This window comes from Paraburkholderia sp. MPAMCS5, assembly GCF_036016995.1.
Taxonomy (GTDB): domain Bacteria; phylum Pseudomonadota; class Gammaproteobacteria; order Burkholderiales; family Burkholderiaceae; genus Paraburkholderia.
This window is the reverse complement of sequence record NZ_JAYXBK010000005.1, coordinates 394,089-411,544: the sequence shown is the minus strand read 5'-3', so window position 1 is coordinate 411,544 and position 17,456 is coordinate 394,089. Positions and strand designations below refer to the sequence as shown.

Annotated in this window: 17 protein-coding genes; 3 read left to right on the top strand and 14 right to left on the bottom strand. The window is 65.4% G+C overall.

The window, feature by feature from the left end; genetic code table 11:
* Positions 1-149: 149 nt before the first annotated feature.
* The 7 genes from VOM14_RS14725 to mltG all read right to left on the bottom strand — a co-directional run bounded on the left by VOM14_RS14725 (position 150) and on the right by mltG (position 5,588).
* Positions 150-506: a Rap1a/Tai family immunity protein gene (locus tag VOM14_RS14725; protein ID WP_012432952.1), complete on the bottom strand. Its 357-nt coding sequence runs from the start codon at positions 504-506 to the stop codon at positions 150-152.
* 177 nt (positions 507-683) lie between these two features.
* Positions 684-1,364, bottom strand: a complete 681-nt coding sequence (locus VOM14_RS14720) for an ankyrin repeat domain-containing protein (protein ID WP_327629438.1) — start codon at positions 1,362-1,364, stop codon at positions 684-686.
* 45 nt (positions 1,365-1,409) lie between these two features.
* The gene (locus VOM14_RS14715; protein ID WP_327629437.1) at positions 1,410-2,204 is read right to left on the bottom strand and encodes a TatD family hydrolase; all 795 of its coding nucleotides are present in this window, start codon (positions 2,202-2,204) and stop codon (positions 1,410-1,412) included.
* Between the two features lie 33 nt (positions 2,205-2,237).
* Entirely contained in the window at positions 2,238-2,762 is a 525-nt protein-coding gene (locus VOM14_RS14710) for a GNAT family N-acetyltransferase (RefSeq protein ID WP_327629436.1), read from the bottom strand.
* Between the two features lie 65 nt (positions 2,763-2,827).
* Complete coding sequence (locus VOM14_RS14705; RefSeq protein WP_327629435.1) at positions 2,828-3,862, bottom strand: DNA polymerase III subunit delta'; 1,035 nt, start codon at positions 3,860-3,862, stop codon at positions 2,828-2,830.
* Positions 3,863-3,957: 95 nt separating this feature from the next.
* Positions 3,958-4,578: a dTMP kinase gene (gene tmk / locus VOM14_RS14700; protein ID WP_327629434.1), complete on the bottom strand. Its 621-nt coding sequence runs from the start codon at positions 4,576-4,578 to the stop codon at positions 3,958-3,960.
* Entirely contained in the window at positions 4,578-5,588 is a 1,011-nt protein-coding gene (gene mltG / locus VOM14_RS14695; protein ID WP_327629433.1) for an endolytic transglycosylase MltG, read from the bottom strand. The genes tmk and mltG overlap by 1 nt, the downstream gene beginning before the upstream one ends.
* A 77-nt stretch (positions 5,589-5,665) precedes the next feature.
* Here mltG and ygfZ point away from each other — a divergent pair, with 77 nt between their 5' ends.
* Both ygfZ and VOM14_RS14685 read left to right on the top strand, forming a co-directional pair.
* Complete coding sequence (gene ygfZ, locus VOM14_RS14690; protein WP_327629432.1) at positions 5,666-6,754, top strand: CAF17-like 4Fe-4S cluster assembly/insertion protein YgfZ; 1,089 nt, start codon at positions 5,666-5,668, stop codon at positions 6,752-6,754.
* Between the two features lie 114 nt (positions 6,755-6,868).
* Positions 6,869-7,732 (top strand): NRDE family protein, encoded by an 864-nt coding sequence (locus tag VOM14_RS14685; protein WP_327629431.1) that lies wholly within the window; start codon positions 6,869-6,871, stop codon positions 7,730-7,732.
* Positions 7,733-7,754: 22 nt separating this feature from the next.
* Here VOM14_RS14685 and VOM14_RS14680 read toward each other — a convergent pair whose 3' ends face one another.
* The 4 genes from VOM14_RS14680 to VOM14_RS14665 all read right to left on the bottom strand — a co-directional run bounded on the left by VOM14_RS14680 (position 7,755) and on the right by VOM14_RS14665 (position 11,386).
* Positions 7,755-8,714, bottom strand: a complete 960-nt coding sequence (locus VOM14_RS14680) for an alpha/beta hydrolase (RefSeq protein WP_327629430.1) — start codon at positions 8,712-8,714, stop codon at positions 7,755-7,757.
* A gap of 53 nt (positions 8,715-8,767) precedes the next feature.
* Positions 8,768-9,661, bottom strand: coding sequence for an SDR family oxidoreductase (locus tag VOM14_RS14675; RefSeq protein WP_327629429.1), 894 nt, complete (start codon positions 9,659-9,661; stop codon positions 8,768-8,770).
* Between the two features lie 41 nt (positions 9,662-9,702).
* Entirely contained in the window at positions 9,703-10,701 is a 999-nt protein-coding gene (locus tag VOM14_RS14670) for an NADP-dependent oxidoreductase (protein ID WP_327629428.1), read from the bottom strand.
* 187 nt (positions 10,702-10,888) lie between these two features.
* Entirely contained in the window at positions 10,889-11,386 is a 498-nt protein-coding gene (locus VOM14_RS14665; protein ID WP_327629427.1) for a PaaI family thioesterase, read from the bottom strand.
* Between the two features lie 218 nt (positions 11,387-11,604).
* Here VOM14_RS14665 and VOM14_RS14660 point away from each other — a divergent pair, with 218 nt between their 5' ends.
* Positions 11,605-12,108 (top strand): LEA type 2 family protein, encoded by a 504-nt coding sequence (locus tag VOM14_RS14660; protein ID WP_327629426.1) that lies wholly within the window; start codon positions 11,605-11,607, stop codon positions 12,106-12,108.
* Here VOM14_RS14660 and VOM14_RS14655 read toward each other — a convergent pair whose 3' ends face one another.
* The 3 genes from VOM14_RS14655 to VOM14_RS14645 form a co-directional block, all read right to left on the bottom strand.
* Positions 12,109-13,287 carry an acetyl-CoA C-acyltransferase gene (locus VOM14_RS14655; protein ID WP_327629425.1) on the bottom strand — a complete coding sequence of 393 codons (1,179 nt, stop codon included), beginning with the start codon at positions 13,285-13,287 and terminating at the stop codon, positions 12,109-12,111.
* 110 nt (positions 13,288-13,397) lie between these two features.
* Positions 13,398-15,512 (bottom strand): 3-hydroxyacyl-CoA dehydrogenase NAD-binding domain-containing protein, encoded by a 2,115-nt coding sequence (locus VOM14_RS14650; RefSeq protein WP_327629424.1) that lies wholly within the window; start codon positions 15,510-15,512, stop codon positions 13,398-13,400.
* Positions 15,513-15,723: 211 nt separating this feature from the next.
* Complete coding sequence (locus VOM14_RS14645; protein WP_327629423.1) at positions 15,724-17,394, bottom strand: 3-(methylthio)propionyl-CoA ligase; 1,671 nt, start codon at positions 17,392-17,394, stop codon at positions 15,724-15,726.
* Positions 17,395-17,456: the final 62 nt, after the last annotated feature.

The window sequence follows — 17,456 nt, the reverse complement described above, 5'->3', positions numbered from 1 at the left end:
CGCTGTGAAGCACGCTTTTCGAAGCAATCGTCTCGAGGCAATCGTCTCGAAGCAATCGTCTTGAAGCCGGCGCTCGCGGCCTGATTGGCGAGGCCGCGAATCAGGCCACGAATCAGGCCGCGAATCAGGCCGCGATTCGCATCAGCACGTCAGCTGCCGCTTTTGCAAGGAAACGCCTTGCCGAGCCCGAGCGAAATCGCCGTGCTCGCGTTGTAGCCCGCGACGTTCGGATTTTCCGCGATGTACTTGCGTACCGCGTCGGTGAGCTGCGCCGAGCGCGCGTCTTGCGGCAGGCAGAAATACTGGCCGACGCGCGGCCCGGTCGTGCCGCCGATCGCGTCGATCGTGTTGAAGATGCCGTCGGCGGCGCCCTCGATATACGCGGCGCACGCGCTACGCGACGCTACGTCGGTCTTCGTGCACAGCTTGTTGAGGTCGCCTCCCGTGAACGCGGCTGCCGATAACGGTACGGCAAGCGCGCTGGCGAAAATCAAGGCCCGCAGCATGGTGTTCCTTTCCAGGGTCGTTTATCAGGCGGTCTGTTGCCGCATCGGGACGGCGCGCGCATGCCGCGCGCCAAAGTCGTCATTCTGCACTGTTTTACGATGCGGTAGCAGGCAGCCCGCCGCGATCTTCAGGCAATGTGAGGCGAACCGCGCACGGCGGCCGCCTCGCCGCGAGCCTCATTTCTGCTGCATCTGCTGGAGGCGCGCCGTCAAACCTTCGACCACGTCCGGCTCCTTGTAGGTCTTCGCGAAATCGAGCGCCGTCATGCCGATCTGGTTCTTCACCGTCAGGTCCGCGCCGTTGTCGAGCAACAGCTTCACCGTCGACACATGGCCGCCGCGCGCGGCCATCATCAGCGGCGTAGTGCCGTTCGGCGAGCCTGCGTCGACGTAAGCCGAATTGTCGAGCAGCAGCTTCACGATGTCGTCGTGGCCATTCGCGGCGGCGTAGTGCAGCGGCGCCCAGCCCTTCTTGTTGATCTCCGCTTCCTTGGCGATCAACTGCTTGACGAAGTCCAGGTCGCCGTTCAGCGAGGCCATCATCATGGCGTTTTCGCCGGCTTTGTCCTCGATTTCGACGTTGGTCTTCGGATTGGCGAGCAGCGCGGCGCCGACCTTGTCCGACTTCTCGCGCGCGGCGAGCACCAGCAGCGGAATACCCTGGTTATCGACGCTGTTCGGGTCCATGCCCTTCGCGAGCAGCGTCTTCACACCGTCGACGTCGTCGAACTTGACCGATTTGATCAACGAGTCGATCGGCGCGGCCTGCACGGGCGCGGCGACGAGCGAACCCAACGCGGCGCACACCAGTGTGGCCGCGGATGCAGCCCGGCTCAGCGTCATGGAAACAGTTTTCATGTTTTACTTTAGGGAGCGCCCCTATCCTATTGATATGTATGAATTTCACTGCACGCCGTTCGGCGCCGGAATCTTGAACAGGCGGAAGAAGTTCTGCGTTGTCGCGGCGGCCAGCGCCTCGTCCGCCATCTCGCGTTGCTGGGCGATGAAACGTCCGACATAACTCACGTACGCGGGTTCATTGGGCTTGCCGCGATACGGCACCGGCGCGAGATACGGCGAATCGGTTTCGATCAGCAGGCGATCGAGCGGCACACGCCGCGCGACATCCTGCACGTCCGTCGCGCTCTTGAACGTGACGATGCCCGACAGCGAGATGTAAAAATTCTGCGCGAGCGCCTGCTCGGCCACGGCCCACGGCTCGGTGAAGCAATGCATGACGCCGCCCGGCTCGCTCGCGCGCTCCTCGGCCATGATGCGCAGCGTGTCTTCCGACGAAGAGCGCGTGTGGATGATCAGCGGCTTTTTCGTCGCGTGCGCGGCGCGTATATGCGTGCGAAAGCGCTCGCGCTGCCATTCCATATCGGCGCTCGAGCGGCCTTCCAGACGGTAGTAGTCAAGCCCGGTCTCGCCGATCGCGACCACCTTCGGATGTCCGGCCAGCTCGACCAGTTCGGCGACGCTCGGCTCGCGCATGTCCTCGTGGTCCGGATGCACGCCCACCGACGCGTACACGTTCTCGTGACGGCTCGCGATCTCCAGCACCGACGGCAGCGTTTCGAGATCGACGGACACGCACAGCGCATGCGTGACCGAGTGGCTGCGCATGTTGTCGAGCACCTGCGGCAGGCGGTCGGCGAGTCCTTCGAAATTGATGTGGCAATGCGAATCGACAAACATGTTGATGTCCTGCAAATAAAAACCCGAAGCGGATCAGGCTGCGGCGGCGGACGCGCCAAGGCGCTTGCCGAGAATTACCAGATCGCGCTCCACGCCGTCCAGCACGGCCACGCGCGGCAGCGAGCCCCACGTGTCGAAGCCGAAGCCGCGGAACAGGCGCAGGCTCGCTTCATTGTGACCGAAGACGAAACCCAGCACCGTGTCGATGCCGAGCGCCGGCGCCACGTCGAGCGAAGCCGCCAGCAACTGCTTGCCGAGGCCCTTGCCGCGCGCGCTTTCGTCCAGATAGATGCTGACTTCGGCGCTGCGCTGATAGGCCGGACGGCCGTAGAAGTCCGAAAAGCTGAGCCAGGCGATCACGCGGCCGGGCTGTTGCGGGTCGTCCACCACCCAGAGCGGGCGTTTTTGCGGCCCATGCGCGTGAAACCACGCGAGACGGCTTTCGACGCTGACCGGATCGAGGTCCGCGGTGACCTGGCGCGAGGCCACCGTCGAGTTGTAAATGGCGACGATGGCGGGCAGATCGTCGAGCGTCGCATCGCGATAGGACAGGCTCATGGCGGGTTCAGGTTGAGTTTAAGGCGCGACCGGCGGATGAAACGGCGCGGCCGCAGGGTCTGGTGTCATGCAAAAAGCTCGCGGTAGCCGATAAACAGCTCCTCGAACACGAGCCGCGCATTCAGCGGATGATTCTCGACCGCGCGCTGGCGGGTCACGGTCCGCATGAAGCGGGCGAACGCGCTGGCGTCGGCTTGCGACGCGCAGCGCATCAATGCCGCCGATGCCTGCGGGAAATAGCGCGGCGCGCCGGCGGTGCGTTCCGCGAGCAGGTCGTACATCCAGCGCTGGAGCCAGCCGAGCACGAGCGGCACCGGCAGCTTTTGCAACGCCTCGCCGCAGGCGAAGGCGTCGCACTCGGGCCCGGCGGCCAGTTGCTTGAGCGTCCAGTCGCGCAGCGTGCGGTTTTCGTCGCTGGCGAGCGCGAGAGCGGCGAGCGGCGCGCCGCCGGCTTCGGCGAGCAGCGCGGGTGCTTCGGCCACGCCTTGCGCTGCGAGCCAGCGCGTGGCCGCTTCGGGCGCGGGCAGGCTCATCGGCCATTGGCGGCAGCGGCTGATGATGGTTGGCAGGAGGCGGTCGATGCGCGCCGACACCATCAGAAACACCACGCCCGCCGGCGGTTCTTCGAGCGTTTTCAGCAGCGCGTTGGCCGCGGCGATATTCAGCGCTTCCGCCGGATACAGCACGACCACGCGCGCGCCGCCGCGATGCGAGCCCACGCCGACAAAATCGAGCAAGCCGCGAATCTGCTCGATCTTGATTTCCTTGCTCGGCGTGCGGGTTTTCTTACCTTCGTCGGCGTCGGCTTTATCGGCTTTTTCTTCGGCCGCGCCGACTGCGCCGGCCTCGGCCGCCAACGCTTCCGGCACGACGATCCGGTAATCGGGATGGTTGCCCTGCGCGAACCAGTTGCACGCGACGCACGCGCCGCACGGCTCGCCGTTGGCCCGCTGATCCTCGCACAACAGCCCTTGCGCGAGATGCTGCGCGAAGCGCAGCTTGCCGATGCCCGCCTGTCCGTGCAGCAACAGCGCGTGCGGCCAGTGCCCGCGCAACTGCTGCAGACGGTTCCAGTCATCGGCCTGCCACGGATAAATCATCGTTTCTCTTTCTGCTTCAATGGGTTGGGAGCGTCACATCAGGTGCTGGGTGAAGTTCGGCCAGCGCAATAACGTTCGCTTATATGTATTTTTAATCAGATAGTTGCAATCAGTTCTTCCAGCTTCTTCTGAATACGGACAATGCTTTGCGAAGAGTCAATGATAGCGAAACGATACGGCGCTTCTTCCGCGCGGCGCAGATATTCCGTGCGCGTGCGGTCGAAAAACGCCGCCGATTCGCTCTCGAAACGATCCGGGTCGCGGGCCGCGCTGCGCCGTTCGTTGGCGATTTCCGGCGCGAGGTCGAACAGCACCGTCAGATCCGGCTGAAAACCGCCCTGCACCCAGCGCTCCAGCGTTTCGAGCTTGTCGCGCGGCAGGCCGCGGCCGCCGCCCTGATAGGCGAACGTCGCGTCGGTGAAACGGTCGGACAGCACCCAGTCGCCGCGCGCGAGCGCCGGCTCGATCACTTCGGCCAGATGCTGGCGGCGCAACGCGAACATCAGCAGCGCCTCGGTTTCGAGGTCCATCTTCTGATGCAGCACGATTTCGCGGATCTGCTCGCCAAGCGGCGTGCCGCCCGGTTCGCGCGTCATGACGACCGAGCGGCCGGTCGCCGCCACTTTCTGTTCCAGCCGCTCGCGAAACCACGCGAGATGAGTCGTCTTGCCGGCGCCGTCGATGCCTTCAAACGTAATGAATTTGCCGCGCGCCATTATTGCCCTCGAATGTATTTGTCCACGGCCTTGTTGTGATCGCCGAGGGTGTCGGAAAAGATACTGCTGCCGTCGCCGCGCGACACGAAATACAGCGCGGTGGTTTGCGCGGGGTTCATCGCCGCCTGCAGCGACGCGACGCCCGGCAGCGAGATCGGCGTGGGCGGCAGTCCCATCCGCGTGTAGGTATTGTAGGGAGTGTCCGTCTGCAGATCTTTCTTACGGATGTGGCCGGCATAACTCTCGCCCATGCCGTAGATTACTGTCGGATCGGTTTGCAGCGGCATGCCCACCCGCAGACGATTCGCAAACACGGCGGCGACCATTCCGCGGTCTTCCTTTTTGCCAGTTTCCTTTTCAACAATCGACGCCATGATCAGCGCGTCGTACGGCGTCTTGTACGGCAGGTTCGGCCCACGGGCGAGCCACGCTTCGTCGAGCCGCGCGCGCATCAGCCGGTAGGCACGGCGGTACACGTCGAGATCGCTCGTGTTCCTGTCGAACAGGTACGTGTCCGGGAAAAACAGCCCTTCGCCATTGCCGATCGACGCTTCCGGCGCGCCGATCGCGCTCATCAGCTGGGCGTCGTTCATCGTCACGCTGTCGTGCTTGAGCGCGGGATTGGCGTCCAGCTCGGCGCGCATGCGCTTGAACGTCCACCCTTCGATGATGGTCGCGACATACTCGTTGACATCGCCGCGCGCGATCTTTTGCAGCACTTCATACGGCGTCACGCCGGTCTTGAACTCGTAATTGCCCGACTTCAGTTCGCTCTGAAGGCCGAGGAGCCGCGTCATCAGCACGAACAGCTGGGGCTCGACGGGCACGCCGCCGCGGTTCAGTTGCAACGTGACGCTGCGCAGACTGCTGTGCGGTTTGACGGTGACGTCGAGTTGCGCGGGGTTCAGCTCGAGCGGGCTATTGGCCCAGTGGTATCCGCCAGCAACCGCGGCGACGGCCAGCACGACGACAATCGAGCCGGCGATGAAACATTTCTTGAAGAGGGACATGAAAACGTGGCTGGGTTGGACTGCATATAATACTTGTTTGCCTTAGCCAAAGTCAGAATTGACTGTTCCGGGAATCCATGAACACACCGCTCGCCACCGCTTCAGGTATGTCCTCAGGTATGTCTTCAGGCACAGCTTCCAGCGCCGCTTCGAGCCACGCGGCCACGCTGCTGCCGGCATTGCCGCGCCCGTCGGCCGATGAATTCGACGCCGTCCTCCAGCACGGCGCCTACATGCCGCTCACGCAGTTCGGCGTGATCGACGCCACCGGCGACGACGCCGCGAGCTTCCTGCACGGACAGTTAACCAACGACACGCAGCATCTGGACGCCGCCAACGCGCGCCTCGCGGGCTACTGCTCGGCGAAGGGGCGCCTGCTCGCATCGTTCCTGACGTGGCGCAGCGGCGACACGATCCGCCTGCTGGTATCGAAAGACGTGCAAGCCGCCGTGCAAAAGCGTCTGTCCATGTTCATCCTGCGCGCGAAGGCGAAACTCGCCGACGCGAGCGGCGAACTGGCGGTGCTCGCGTTGGCCGGCGACGTGCGCAAGGCGCTCTCCGGCGTGTTCGACGCGCTGCCCGACGGCGTCCACGTGAAGGTGGACGGCGCGGCGGGCTCGCTGATCCGCGTGCCGGACGCATTCGGGCGCCTGCGTTTCCTGTGGATCGGGCCGAAGGCGCAGATCGAAACGCACCTGCCCGCACTCGACGAAAAACTGAAGCGGGTCTCGCCCGCCGTGTGGGACTGGCTCGACATTCACGCGGGCGAACCGCGCATCACGCAGCCGGTGGCCGAGCAGTTCGTGCCGCAAATGGTCAATTTCGACGTGCTCGGCGCGGTCAATTTCCGCAAAGGCTGCTATCCCGGTCAGGAAGTGGTCGCGCGCAGCCAGTATCGCGGCACTATCAAGCGACGCACCTCGCTCGCCAACGTGGCGGGCGAACTGGACACGGTGAAGGCCGGCGTCGAACTGTTCCATTCCGACGACCCGAGCCAGCCCTGCGGCATGGTGGTGAACGCGGCGTCGGCGCGAGACGGCGGCGTGGATGTGCTGGTGGAAACCAAGCTCGCGGCGCTCGAAAGCGGCTCGGTGCATCTGGGCGCGGCCCACGGTCCGGCGCTGCAATTCCTGCCGCTGCCCTACGGATTGCCCACCGAAGTCTGACGCGCCGTCCCGACGGCGCGAAGCGGCGCTGCCAGCAAGCAGGCGCCGCTTTTGGGCGCCACCGTTCGAGCGGAATCTTCAGTTTTCAAAGCCTCCAACCGGGAGACGTCCCCGATGTGCCTGATCGTCTTCGACTGGCGACCCGACGCGGTCGACGGCCCGCTTTTCACGCTCGCCGCAAACCGCGACGAGTTCTTCCGGCGCACCGCCGAGCCGATCGGCTGGTGGAGCGACGCGCCGGCCGTGCTGGCGGGCCGCGATCTGCTGGGCGGCGGCACGTGGCTCGGCATGTCGCGCGACGGCCGGTTCGCGGCGCTGACCAATTACCGCGCGCCGCACGACATGCGCGCCGACGCGCCGACGCGCGGCACGCTCGTGAGCGACTGGCTCAGCTCGGGCGCCGCTGGCGCGAACAGCGGCGCGCATGACACGCATGAATCGTATGAAACGCCGCTCGCGTATCTGCGCCATGTGGCGCAAACCGGCGACATCTATAACGGCTTCAATCTGCTGGTCGGCGACTGGACGCGCCGCGAACTCGCCTGGTATTGCAACCGCTCGAACCTCGCGCCCGCTCTGCTCGCGCCCGGTACGCACGGCATTTCGAACGCGATACTCGACACCGCTTGGCCGAAGCTGGTCAAAAAGCGCGCCGAACTGGGCTCGCTGCTCACGCGCAATGCGATGCCGCCGCTCGAGCGCCTGATCGATCTGATGCGAGATCCGCGCGTCGCGCCCGACGACCAGTTGCCGTCCACCGGCATTGCGCTGGAGCGCGAACGGGCGCTGTCGGCGGCGTTCATCGAAACGCCCGAGTACGGAACACGCAGCACCACGGCCTTGCGGGTGACCGCGCTGGGAGACATCGTCAATGTGGCGGTCGCCGAACGCAGCGACGACAACGGCTCTCACCGCATCGTCCGGCCCGGCGACTTCGAACGCAGCTTCGCGTTCAACGTCGAGCGCGAAGTGGTCTGAACGCTGCGCCATCTTCGCGTAGTCACGCCACGCCGAACGCCGCGCGCAATGCAGCCGCCGCATCGGCGTGCGCCTCGGCCACATCGGGCACGTAGCCGCCCATCTTGAAGAATTCGTGGATCATGCCGGCATAGCGCCTGAGCGTGACCGGGTTGCCGAAACCGCGCAGCTTCTGCGCATACGCGTCGCCCTCGTCGGAGAGCGGATCGTATTCGGCGGTCGCGATCCAGGCCGGCGCGAGCCCACTGAAACCGGGCGCGCCGCGCGTGCCGTCGAGCGGCGCGAAACGCCAGTCGTCGCGATCGCTTGCATCTCGCACGTAGTGCTCGAAGAACCATTGGATTGTGTCGCCCGACAGCAGGAAGCCGTCGGCGAGACGCGAATGCGAATCCGTTTGCTGATGTCCGGTCGTGCCCGGATAGATCAGCAATTGCAGCGCGAGCGCGATGCCGGCGTCGCGTGCCAGCACCGCGCAGACGGCTGCCAGCGTGCCGCCCGCGCTGTCGCCGCCTACCGCGAGCCGGTTTGCGTCCACGCCGAATTCCGCGGCGTGCGCATGCAGCCAGAAGAGCGCGCCGGACGCGTCGTGAACGGCGGTCGGAAACTTGTGCTCCGGCGCGAGCCGGTAATCGACGGAGAGCACCGCGCACCGGCCGTCGCGCGCGAACATGCGGCACAACGCGTCGTGGGTATCGACGCTGCCCACCGTAAAGCCGCCGCCGTGGTAGTAGATCAATGCCGGAGCCGGTTCGGCCCAACTCGGCTCCGTGGCGTGATAAAGACGCGCGCGAATCGTCGCGCCGTCGCGAGTCGGGACGCGCAAGTCTTCTACGGCAAACATCGGCGCGTTCGGGATTTCCAGGATCGGCGCGCTTTTTTCATACGACGCGCGTGCTGCCTGAGCGGTCATTTCGTGAAGCTTCGGGCGCTTGGCGCGCGCGATCATGTCGAGCACCTGCTCGATCTTCGGATTCAGCGGCATGAGACATTGGGTGGCGCGTACGCGCCGAAGGTTGATAACAGATTGAAGCGCCGTCAAAGCGGGCTTGCGTTTTTCACTTCCGGTTTCAGCGACATCGGATCGGTCGGCTCGCGCAACTGCTCGATATCCTCGTGGCGCAGCTTCACCGTCGCCATGATCGCCGGGTGCGTGACGATATAAAACCGCCGCGCGGCGATGGCGTCGAACGTGAGTTCGGCGACCTCGGCGGCACCGAGCTTGCCCGATCGCACCGCGCGCTGCAGTTGCTTGCCTGCGGCGACCTGCGAGCGTGTCGGAGCACTCTCGTTGCGCCATTGCGCGGGCCGCGCGCGCTCGGCATCGGCGATGCCGGTCGGCGCGAAAGCCGGACAGAGCAGCGAGCAGCCGACCCGGCCGCTCGCCTCGCGCGCGGCCTGCGCGAGTTGCAAGTCGTGGTGGAGCGTCTCGGTGAGCGACACCACCGCATGTTTCGACGCGTTGTACACGCCCATGGCCGGCGGCGACAGCAGGCCCGCGACCGACGCCGTATTGACGATATGCGCGGGCTCGTTCTGCGCGAGCATGATCGGCGTGAAGACGCGCACGCCATGCGCGACGCCCATCACGTTGACGCCGAATACCCACGACCAGTCGTTCGCCGAACTCTCCCAAAGGAAGCCGCCCGCGCCCACGCCCGCGTTGTTAAAGAGCAAATGGACCTTGCCGAACGCATCGAGCGCGGCGTGCGCCAGCGCTTCGACCTGCGTGGCGCTCGATACGTCGGTCGGCACGCCGATCGCTTCGGCGCCTGCCGCGCGCAATGCGTCGACGGTGTGCGCGAGCGCCTCGGCGTTCACGTCGGCGAGCACGAGCCTCATGCCGAGCGCCGCGCCCTTTCGCGCGAACGCCTCGCCGAAGCCGCTTGCCGCGCCAGTGATGACCGCGACCTTGCCTGCGAATTCGAACATCCTTGACTCCGGTGCAAGAGAGTGTGGTTTGATCCGCGCGCTCAGATCAGCTTGACGAGCTGCTTGCCGAAGTTGCGCCCCTTGAGCAAGCCGATGAACGCCCCCGGCGCCGCATCGATTCCTTGAGCAATGCTTTCGCGATAATGCAGTTTTTTCTGCGCGACGAGCGTGCCGAGTTCCTTGAGCGCCTGCGGCCAGACATCCATATGCTCGGTAACGATGAAGCCCTGCGCGAGCAGGCGCTGCGTGAGCAACAGCGACGGATGTTTGAGCGGCAGCGGCTGGCCGTCATAGCCCGCGATGAAGCCGCACAACGCGATGCGGCCGAATGCGTTCATGCGCGCGAGCGTCGCGTCGAGCCCTTCGCCGCCGACATTCTCGAAGCAACCGTCGACGCCGTCGGGCGTCGCGGCCTTCAGATCCCGATACAGGTTGCCGGCCTTGTAGTCGATGCACGCGTCGAAGCCGAGCGTCTCCACGACGTAGCGGCATTTTTCCTCGCCGCCCGCAATGCCCACTGCGCGCGCGCCCGCCTGCTTCGCCAGTTGCCCCACCACGCTGCCGACCGCCCCGCTCGCCGCGCTGACCACGACCGTCTGACCCGCTTTCGGCGCGATGATCCGGTTCAAGCCGTACCACGCGGTCACCCCCGGCATGCCAACCGGACCCAGATACGCCGACAGCGGCACGTGCGTGTCGTCGACTTTCTGCACGCCCGCGCCGTTCGAGGTGCCGTATTCCTGCCAGCCGAACATCGCGACGACTTTGTCGCCCACCGCGAACTTCGCGTTCTTCGACTCGATCACCTCGCCGACCGTGCCGCCGATCATCACTTCGTCGAGCGGCTGCGGCGCCGCGTACGATTTGCTGTCGTTCATGCGCCCGCGCATGTACGGATCGAGCGACAGATAGTGATTGCGCACGCGCAGTTCGCCATCGGCCAGCGGCGCGAGCGGCGTTTCGACGAGGCGGAAGTTCTCAGGCGTGACGGCGCCTTGCGGACGCGAAGCCAGCACGAACTGGCGGTTGGTCTGGGTCATGACGATCGTCTCCTTGAGTGCCGGATTGTGAAGCCGGTGAGTGGTGGTTGGGTTGCGGAGTTGCTGAGTTGCGGCTGAGTTGCGGCTGAGTTGCGGCTGAGTTGCGGCTGAGTTGCGAGTGCTGCAGGTTCTGCTGCTACGGCAGAGACACGCCGCGCGCGTTGCACGCATGAGCGCGCGCCCTTGCTCAACCGTCGCTAGGACCCGGTTTCGCCGACGGGTCGCTGCGCAAGCGCTGGCGCGTCACGTCGCGGCCCACGGCGAGGCGGCGCATGTATTTGAACGTGCCGAGCGCCTTGGCGACGAAGTGCCCTTCGCTGTCGCGAATCTCGCCCTCGCAATAAGCCATCGTGGTGGATCGGTGCAGGACGCGGCCGGTTGCGCGCAATTCGCCGCGCCCAGGCTGCATGAAGTTGACCTTCATTTCGACGGTGACCACGCCGACGCCGTCGCCCGCGAGACTGCGCGCGGCCATCGCGAGCGCGACGTCGGCGAGCGTCATCGTGACGCCGCCGTGCGCGACGTCCCACGTGTTCATATGCTCGGGAAGCAAGGGCAGCAATACTTCGCTGACGCCGTCCGCCGCCGACACCAGTTGCGCGCCGAGCCGGTCGACAAAGGGACTTTCGGGCAACGACGCGCCGCCCGCGCTGGATGAAGAGGAATCTGAAGAAGAATCGGTCATTGCTGCGTTCACATTTCCCTGTCTTGATGTGGGCGCGGCGCGCGTTGCATCGGTGTCGATGCGCGCGCGAAACGTCGCGCCCGAAGAGCAGAAATGATACCCGCTATGGCGCTTCGCGGTGGCGGCGCGCCCATCGCGCCGATGCCTCGCTCACGGCGCCGCGCGCGGTATATCGCCAGCTACAATGCATGACCCCATTCGCTTTCCGAGGTGCTGGTATGTCGTTCGTCCGCCTGCTCTTTCGCTCGCGTCTTTGCGGCATGGCCGCGCTCTTCGCCGCGCTCGCATTGACGCTTGGCGGATGCGCCGGATGGTTCGGCGGCGACCCGTTGCGCGTGAGCGTGGCGGGCATCGAACCGATAGAAAGCGAGGGCATGGAAATGCGCTTCAACGTCAAACTGCGGGTGCAGAATCCGAATGAATCGGCGGTGAAATTCAATGGTGTGTCGCTTGATCTCGACCTGAACGGCAAGCCGTTTGCCAGCGGCGTGAGCGATCAAAGCGGCAGCGTGCCGCGCTTTGGCGAAACCGTGGTGAATGTGCCGTTGACGGTGCCCGCGTTCGCCGCCGTGCGCCAGGCGTTTGCGTTCGCCGGGGCCGCGCAGTCGGGGCAGATTCCGTACATTTTGCGCGGCAAGCTCGCGGGCGGCCTGATCGGCACGACACGTTTCGTCGATCAGGGCACGCTGAGCCTGCCGGGGCCCGGCGCGGCCCTGCCGTAATTACGCGACTTCGAAAAGACCCGCCGCGCCCTGCCCGCCGCCGATACACATCGTCACGACCACCAGCTTCGCGCCGCGCCGCTTGCCTTCGATCAGCGCATGGCCCGCGAGCCGCGCGCCCGACACGCCATACGGATGCCCGACCGCAATCGCGCCGCCGTTCACGTTCAGGCGCTCATGGTCGATCCCGAGCCGATCGGCGCAATACAGCACCTGCACCGCGAACGCCTCGTTCAATTCCCACAGGTCGATGTCCTCGACCTTCAGGCCTGCCTGCTTGAGCAGCTTGGGCACCGCGAACACCGGGCCAATGCCCATCTCGTCCGGCTCGCAGCCGGCCACCGCGAAGCCGCGGAAAATGCCGAGCGGCTGCAGGCCTTCGCGCTCCGCGACTTTCGCATTCATCACGACGCACGCCGACGCGCCATCCGAGAACTGGCTCGCGTTGCCCGCGGTGATGACGCCGCCCGGCATCGCCGTGCGAATCTTCGCGACGCCTTCGAGCGTGGTGTCCGCGCGAATGCCCTCGTCGCCGCTGACGGTGACTTCCTTCGTGTAGAGACGCCCGGTCGCTTTGTCGGCGACGCCCGCGAGCACCGTCAACGGCACGATTTCGTCCTTGAACCGACCGGCTTCCAGCGCCGCCGCGGCGCGCTGCTGCGAGCGCACGCCATATTCGTCCTGGCGCTCTTTCGAGATCGAATAGCGTTTCGCGACGTTTTCGGCGGTCTGCAACATCGACCAGTAGATTTCCGGCTTGTGCTGGCTGAGCCAGCCGTCGGCCATCATGTGGCGGTTCATCTCGTTCTGCACGCACGAGATGGATTCCACGCCGCCCGCGACGAACACCTCGCCTTCGCCGGCGATCACGCGTTGCGCGGCGAGCGCAATGGTCTGCAATCCCGACGAGCAGAAACGGTTCACCGTCATGCCCGGCACGCTGACCGGCAAACCGGCGCGCAGTCCGATCTGCCGCGCGATGTTCATGCCGGTTGCGCCCTCCGGATTCGCGCAGCCCATGATTACGTCCTCGACGCGCGCCGGGTCCAGCTTCGCGCGCTCGACCGCGGCCTGCGTCACGTGGCCGCCGAGCGTCGCGCCATGCGTCATGTTGAAACCGCCGCGCCATGATTTGGCCAGGCCCGTGCGGGCGGTCGATACGATTACAGCGTCAGTCATGCAAGTCTCCTGCCTGTAGATGTCGATGGTGGCGCGCGGCGCGACCGGCTCGCCGATGCGCGAGCCGGCGCCACCTCAGTGTTTCGATGCAAGCGGCGGCGTGCGCCGCGTCAGCCGTTGAAGCCGCGGCCTTGCGCCGCGAGTTCCGCGATGCCCGGCGCGAGCTGCCATGCATGGCCGTTCGGTTGCGCGGCATAGCGGCGGATCGCGCGCTCGACGTTGTAAAGGCCGACCGTGTCCGCGTACAGCATCGGGCCGCCGCGATAGAGCGGAAAGCCGTAGCCGGTCAGATAGACCATGTCGATGTCCGACGCTTTCGACGCAATGCCTTCTTCGAGAATCTTCGCGCCTTCATTCACGAGCGCGAACACGAGGCGTTCGACGATTTCCTCGTCGCCGATCTTGCGGCGTGCGGTGCCGGTGTCTTTCGAATACGCGACGATCATTTCGTCGACCAGTTTCGACGGATACGCGGTGCGGTCGCCCGCCTTGTAGTCGTACCAGCCGCCGCCGGTTTTCTGGCCGAAGCGCCCCGTCTCGCACAGACGGTCGGCGATCTTCGAATACTGCATCTCCGGATATTCCTGATAGCGGCGCTTGCGGATCGCCCAGCCGATATCGTTGCCGGCCAGATCGCTCATGCGGAACGGACCCATGGCAAAGCCGAATTTTTCGATCGCGCGGTCGACCTGCGCGGGCAGCGCGCCTTCGTCGAGCATGAAGAGCGCCTGGCGGATGTACTGCTCGATCATGCGGTTACCAATGAAGCCGTCGCAGACGCCCGACACCACCGCCGTCTTTTTGATCTTTTTCGCGAGCTTCATGACCGTGGCGAGCACGTCTTTCGCGGTCTCCTTGCCGCGTACGACTTCGAGCAGCTTCATCACGTTGGCCGGGCTGAAGAAGTGCATGCCGACCACGTCTTGCGGACGCTTCGTGAACGCCGCGATCCGGTTCACGTCGAGCGTCGACGTATTGGAGGCGAGAATCGCGCCGGGCTTCGCGACCTCATCCAGACGCCGGAACACCTGCTCTTTCACGCCGAGTTCCTCGAACACGGCTTCGACGATCAGATCCGCGTTCTTCAGGTCGTCGTAGGACAGCGTGGGCGTGATCAGGGCCATGCGCGCTTCCAGCGCCTCGGGCTTGAGCTTGCCCTTCTTCACGTTCGCTTCGTAGTTCTTGCGGATCGTCGCGAGGCCGCGTTCGAGCGCTTCCTGCTTCGTCTCCAGCAGCGTGACCGGAATGCCCGCGTTGATGAAGTTCATCGCGATGCCGCCGCCCATCGTACCCGCGCCGATCACACCGACCCGGGCGATCTCGCGCACCGGCGTATCGGCAGGCACGTCGGGAATCTTGCTCGCCGCCCGTTCGCCGAAGAACGCGTGACGCAGCGCGCGGCTCTCAGGCGTTTGCACGAGCGCGACAAAACATTCGCGTTCGAACGCGAGGCCTTTGTCGAAGCCGTTTTTCACGCCCGCTTCGACCGCGTCGATACATTTGAGCGGCGCCGGGAAATTCTTCGCGAGCCCCGCGACGCTATTGCGCGCGAACTGGATGAAGCCCTCGGCATTCGGATGCTCGATCTTGCGCTCGCGCACCTTCGGATGCGGGCCTTGCAGCGCGCCGACTCTGCGCGCGAACGCAAGCGCCGCCTGGCCGAGATCGCCTTCCACGAGTTCGTCGAAGAGGCCCGGCTGCTCCAGCCCGCTAGGGGCCAGCCCGCTATGGGCCAGCTTCTCCGACATCACCGGCGCGCCGGTCACGATCATGTTGAGCGCGGCTTCGAGGCCGATCGCGCGCGGCAGACGCTGCGTGCCGCCCGCGCCTGGCAGGATGCCGAGCTTCACCTCGGGCAGCGCGATCTGCGCGCCGGGCGCGGCGAGCCGGTAATGCGCGCCGAGCGCGAGTTCGAGCCCGCCGCCCATCGCGACGCTGTGGATCGCGGCGACCACCGGCTTCGCGCTGTTCTCGACGGTCTTGATGACGGTGGCGAGCGTCGGCTCCTGCATGGCCTTCGGCGAATTGAATTCGGTGATGTCGGCGCCGCCCGAGAAGGCCTTGCCCGCGCCGGTCAGCACGATGGCCGTGATGGCCGGATCGTTCTGCGCGCGCTCGATGCCGGCGACGATCCCGGCCCGCGTCGCCAGGCCGAGCCCGTTGACGGGCGGGTTGTTCAGCGTGATGACGGCCACGCCGTCATGGGTTGTGTAATCCACTGCCATCTGCCTGCCTCCGTGCGATGCATCGCATCCGTGGGATAAGGCGGCGCAGCGCGCGCCGCCCGTCCGGCTCGTCGAGCCGATTTGTCGTTCGACTCGGCTGCTCCGGCCTTCGGTTCAACTCAAAGTCAACGTCAGGTCGGATGATCCGGTGTCAGCAGGCAGAATACACAAAAAAGCACGCTCGTTCAATTTACGGCGACGCGGGATTTCCCTAGTGTCCGCCCGTCAGCGGGCAATCCTTTTCGTCTTCGAGCGCAGACGGCAGCACGTGCTCGCGGAACAGTTCGCGCAACTTGAGTTTCTGCAGCTTGCCCGTGGCGGTATGCGGCAATTCGTCGACGAACACGACGTCGTCGGGAATCCACCATTTCGCGACTTTGCCCTCGTAGAACGCGAGCAGTTCCGCGCGCGTCACGTCGAAGCCGGCACGCCTGACCACGACGAGCAGCGGCCGCTCCGTCCACTTCGGATGCGCGCACGCAATGCACGCCGCTTCCGCCACCGCCGGATGCGCGATCGCGACGTTCTCGACGTCGATCGAACTGATCCATTCGCCGCCCGACTTGATCACGTCCTTCGAGCGGTCCGTGATCTGCAGGAAGCTGTCGCGGTCGATGGTCGCCACGTCGCCCGTCGGGAACCAGCCGTCCACGAGCGGCGAGTCGTCCTTGCGGAAATACCGGTCGATCACCCACGGCCCGCGCACATACAGATCGCCGAACGCGACGCCGTCCCACGGCAAGTCCTCGCCGTGTTCGCCGACGATCTTCATGTCCACGCCGTACAGCGCATGTCCCTGTTTTTCGAGCAGCTTGCGCTGGTCGGCGAGCGGACGCTGCGATTGTTCCCACGTGAGCTTCGATAAGGTGCCGAGCGGCGACATCTCCGTCATGCCCCATGCGTGAATGACCTGAACGCCGTAGTCGTCTTCGAACACGCGCAGCATCGCGGGCGGACACGCGGAGCCGCCGATCACCGTGCGCTCGAGCGACGAAAAGCGCGAGCCCGTCTCGCGCAGATGGTTCAGCAGTCCTAGCCACACCGTCGGCACACCCGCCGAATAGGTGACGCGCTCCTGCTCCATCAACTCGAACAGCGACTTGCCGTCGAGGTCCTTGCCGGGAAACACGAGCTTCGCGCCGGTGAGCGGCGCGGCATGCGGAATGCCCCACGCGTTCACATGGAACATCGGCACGACGGGCAGCACGGAATCGCGCGCGGACAGGCTCATGGCGTCGGGCAAGGACGCGCCGAACGCATGCAGCACCGTCGAGCGATGCGAGTACAGCGCGCCCTTCGGATTGCCGGTGGTGCCGGAGGTATAGCAAAGGTACGAGGCCTGGCGTTCGTCGAGGGGCGGCCATGCGAAGTTGCCGTCCTGTGCGCCGACGAGCGTCTCGTAGCTGAGCACGGGCGTTTGCATGGCGGGCAGATGCGCTTCGCCGGCGAGCGCGATCCAGCCGCGCACTTTCGGACATTGCGGCGCGAGCGCGTCGACGAGCGGCGCGAACGTGATGTCGAAAAGCACGTAGGCGTCGTCGGCGTGATTGACGATGTAGGCGATCTGTTCCGGAAAGAGACGCGGATTGATGGTGTGGCAGACGGCGCCGAAACCGGTCGTGCCGTAATACGCTTCCAGGTGCCGGTAGCCGTTCCACGCGAGCGTCGCGACGCGCTCGCCGGGCTCGACGCCGAGCTTGATCAGCGCCTGCGCGAGCTGCTTCGCGCGCTTTTCGCAATCGCGATAGGTGTAGCGATGCACGTCGCCTTCGACGCGCCGCGACACGATCTCGGTGCTGCCGAAATGCCGCGCGGCATGCGCGAGCAGCGAGGACACGGTGAGCGGCACATCCATCATCTGGCCAAGCAGCGGCATCGTCATATAGGAATGTCCCTCGACTCGATTGGTGTCTGGAGTTTGCAGTTCCGGCCCGCCCACCTGCA

Excerpts from the sequence above, each read along its gene's own strand:
- VOM14_RS14675 (WP_327629429.1), bottom strand. The coding sequence starts at position 9,661 with ATGTTCGAATTCGCAGGCAAGGTCGCGGTCATCACTGGCGCGGCAAGC.
- VOM14_RS14650 (WP_327629424.1), bottom strand. The coding sequence starts at position 15,512 with ATGGCAGTGGATTACACAACCCATGACGGCGTGGCCGTCATCACGCTG.
- VOM14_RS14665 (WP_327629427.1), bottom strand. The coding sequence starts at position 11,386 with ATGACCGATTCTTCTTCAGATTCCTCTTCATCCAGCGCGGGCGGCGCG.
- mltG (WP_327629433.1), bottom strand. The coding sequence starts at position 5,588 with ATGTCCCTCTTCAAGAAATGTTTCATCGCCGGCTCGATTGTCGTCGTG.
- ygfZ (WP_327629432.1), top strand. The coding sequence starts at position 5,666 with ATGAACACACCGCTCGCCACCGCTTCAGGTATGTCCTCAGGTATGTCT.
- VOM14_RS14720 (WP_327629438.1), bottom strand. The coding sequence starts at position 1,364 with ATGAAAACTGTTTCCATGACGCTGAGCCGGGCTGCATCCGCGGCCACA.
- VOM14_RS14725 (WP_012432952.1), bottom strand. The coding sequence starts at position 506 with ATGCTGCGGGCCTTGATTTTCGCCAGCGCGCTTGCCGTACCGTTATCG.
- tmk (WP_327629434.1), bottom strand. The coding sequence starts at position 4,578 with ATGGCGCGCGGCAAATTCATTACGTTTGAAGGCATCGACGGCGCCGGC.
- VOM14_RS14645 (WP_327629423.1), bottom strand. The coding sequence starts at position 17,394 with ATGACGATGCCGCTGCTTGGCCAGATGATGGATGTGCCGCTCACCGTG.
- VOM14_RS14670 (WP_327629428.1), bottom strand. The coding sequence starts at position 10,701 with ATGACCCAGACCAACCGCCAGTTCGTGCTGGCTTCGCGTCCGCAAGGC.
- VOM14_RS14680 (WP_327629430.1), bottom strand. The coding sequence starts at position 8,714 with ATGCCGCTGAATCCGAAGATCGAGCAGGTGCTCGACATGATCGCGCGC.
- VOM14_RS14715 (WP_327629437.1), bottom strand. The coding sequence starts at position 2,204 with ATGTTTGTCGATTCGCATTGCCACATCAATTTCGAAGGACTCGCCGAC.
- VOM14_RS14655 (WP_327629425.1), bottom strand. The coding sequence starts at position 13,287 with ATGACTGACGCTGTAATCGTATCGACCGCCCGCACGGGCCTGGCCAAA.
- VOM14_RS14705 (WP_327629435.1), bottom strand. The coding sequence starts at position 3,862 with ATGATTTATCCGTGGCAGGCCGATGACTGGAACCGTCTGCAGCAGTTG.
- VOM14_RS14710 (WP_327629436.1), bottom strand. The coding sequence starts at position 2,762 with ATGAGCCTGTCCTATCGCGATGCGACGCTCGACGATCTGCCCGCCATC.
- VOM14_RS14660 (WP_327629426.1), top strand. The coding sequence starts at position 11,605 with ATGTCGTTCGTCCGCCTGCTCTTTCGCTCGCGTCTTTGCGGCATGGCC.
- VOM14_RS14685 (WP_327629431.1), top strand. The coding sequence starts at position 6,869 with ATGTGCCTGATCGTCTTCGACTGGCGACCCGACGCGGTCGACGGCCCG.